We start from the raw sequence: 228 nt of genomic DNA, 5'->3' as shown, positions 1-228 counted from the left end.
CCGAACTCGGCGAAAGGCGCAACCGCATCCGCGCGATGCGCACGGGCCTCGTCGAACGCCTGACGGCGACCGGCGTCGACCGCGACTTCAACTTCCTCAACGTGCAGCGCGGCATGTTCTCGTACTCGGGCCTGACGGCGGCGCAAGTCGACCGCCTGCGCGAAGAGTTCGGCATCTACGCCGTGAGCACCGGCCGCATCTGCGTGGCCGCGCTGAACACGCGCAACC

The 228-nt window shown here is 68.9% G+C and carries 1 protein-coding gene; it reads left to right on the top strand.

Annotation, left to right across the window (positions count from 1 at the left end; genetic code table 11):
* Nucleotides 1–228: aminotransferase class I/II-fold pyridoxal phosphate-dependent enzyme (locus R2R70_RS23850; RefSeq protein WP_410979469.1), on the top strand; the 228-nt coding region annotated here is incomplete at both ends.

Origin of the sequence: Cobetia sp. SIMBA_158, from assembly GCF_046566945.1 — a bacterium.
Classification (GTDB): Bacteria; Pseudomonadota; Gammaproteobacteria; order Pseudomonadales; family Halomonadaceae; genus Cobetia; species Cobetia amphilecti.
The sequence above is the reverse complement of the archived record's forward strand: the minus strand, read 5'-3'. Positions and strand labels throughout refer to the sequence as shown.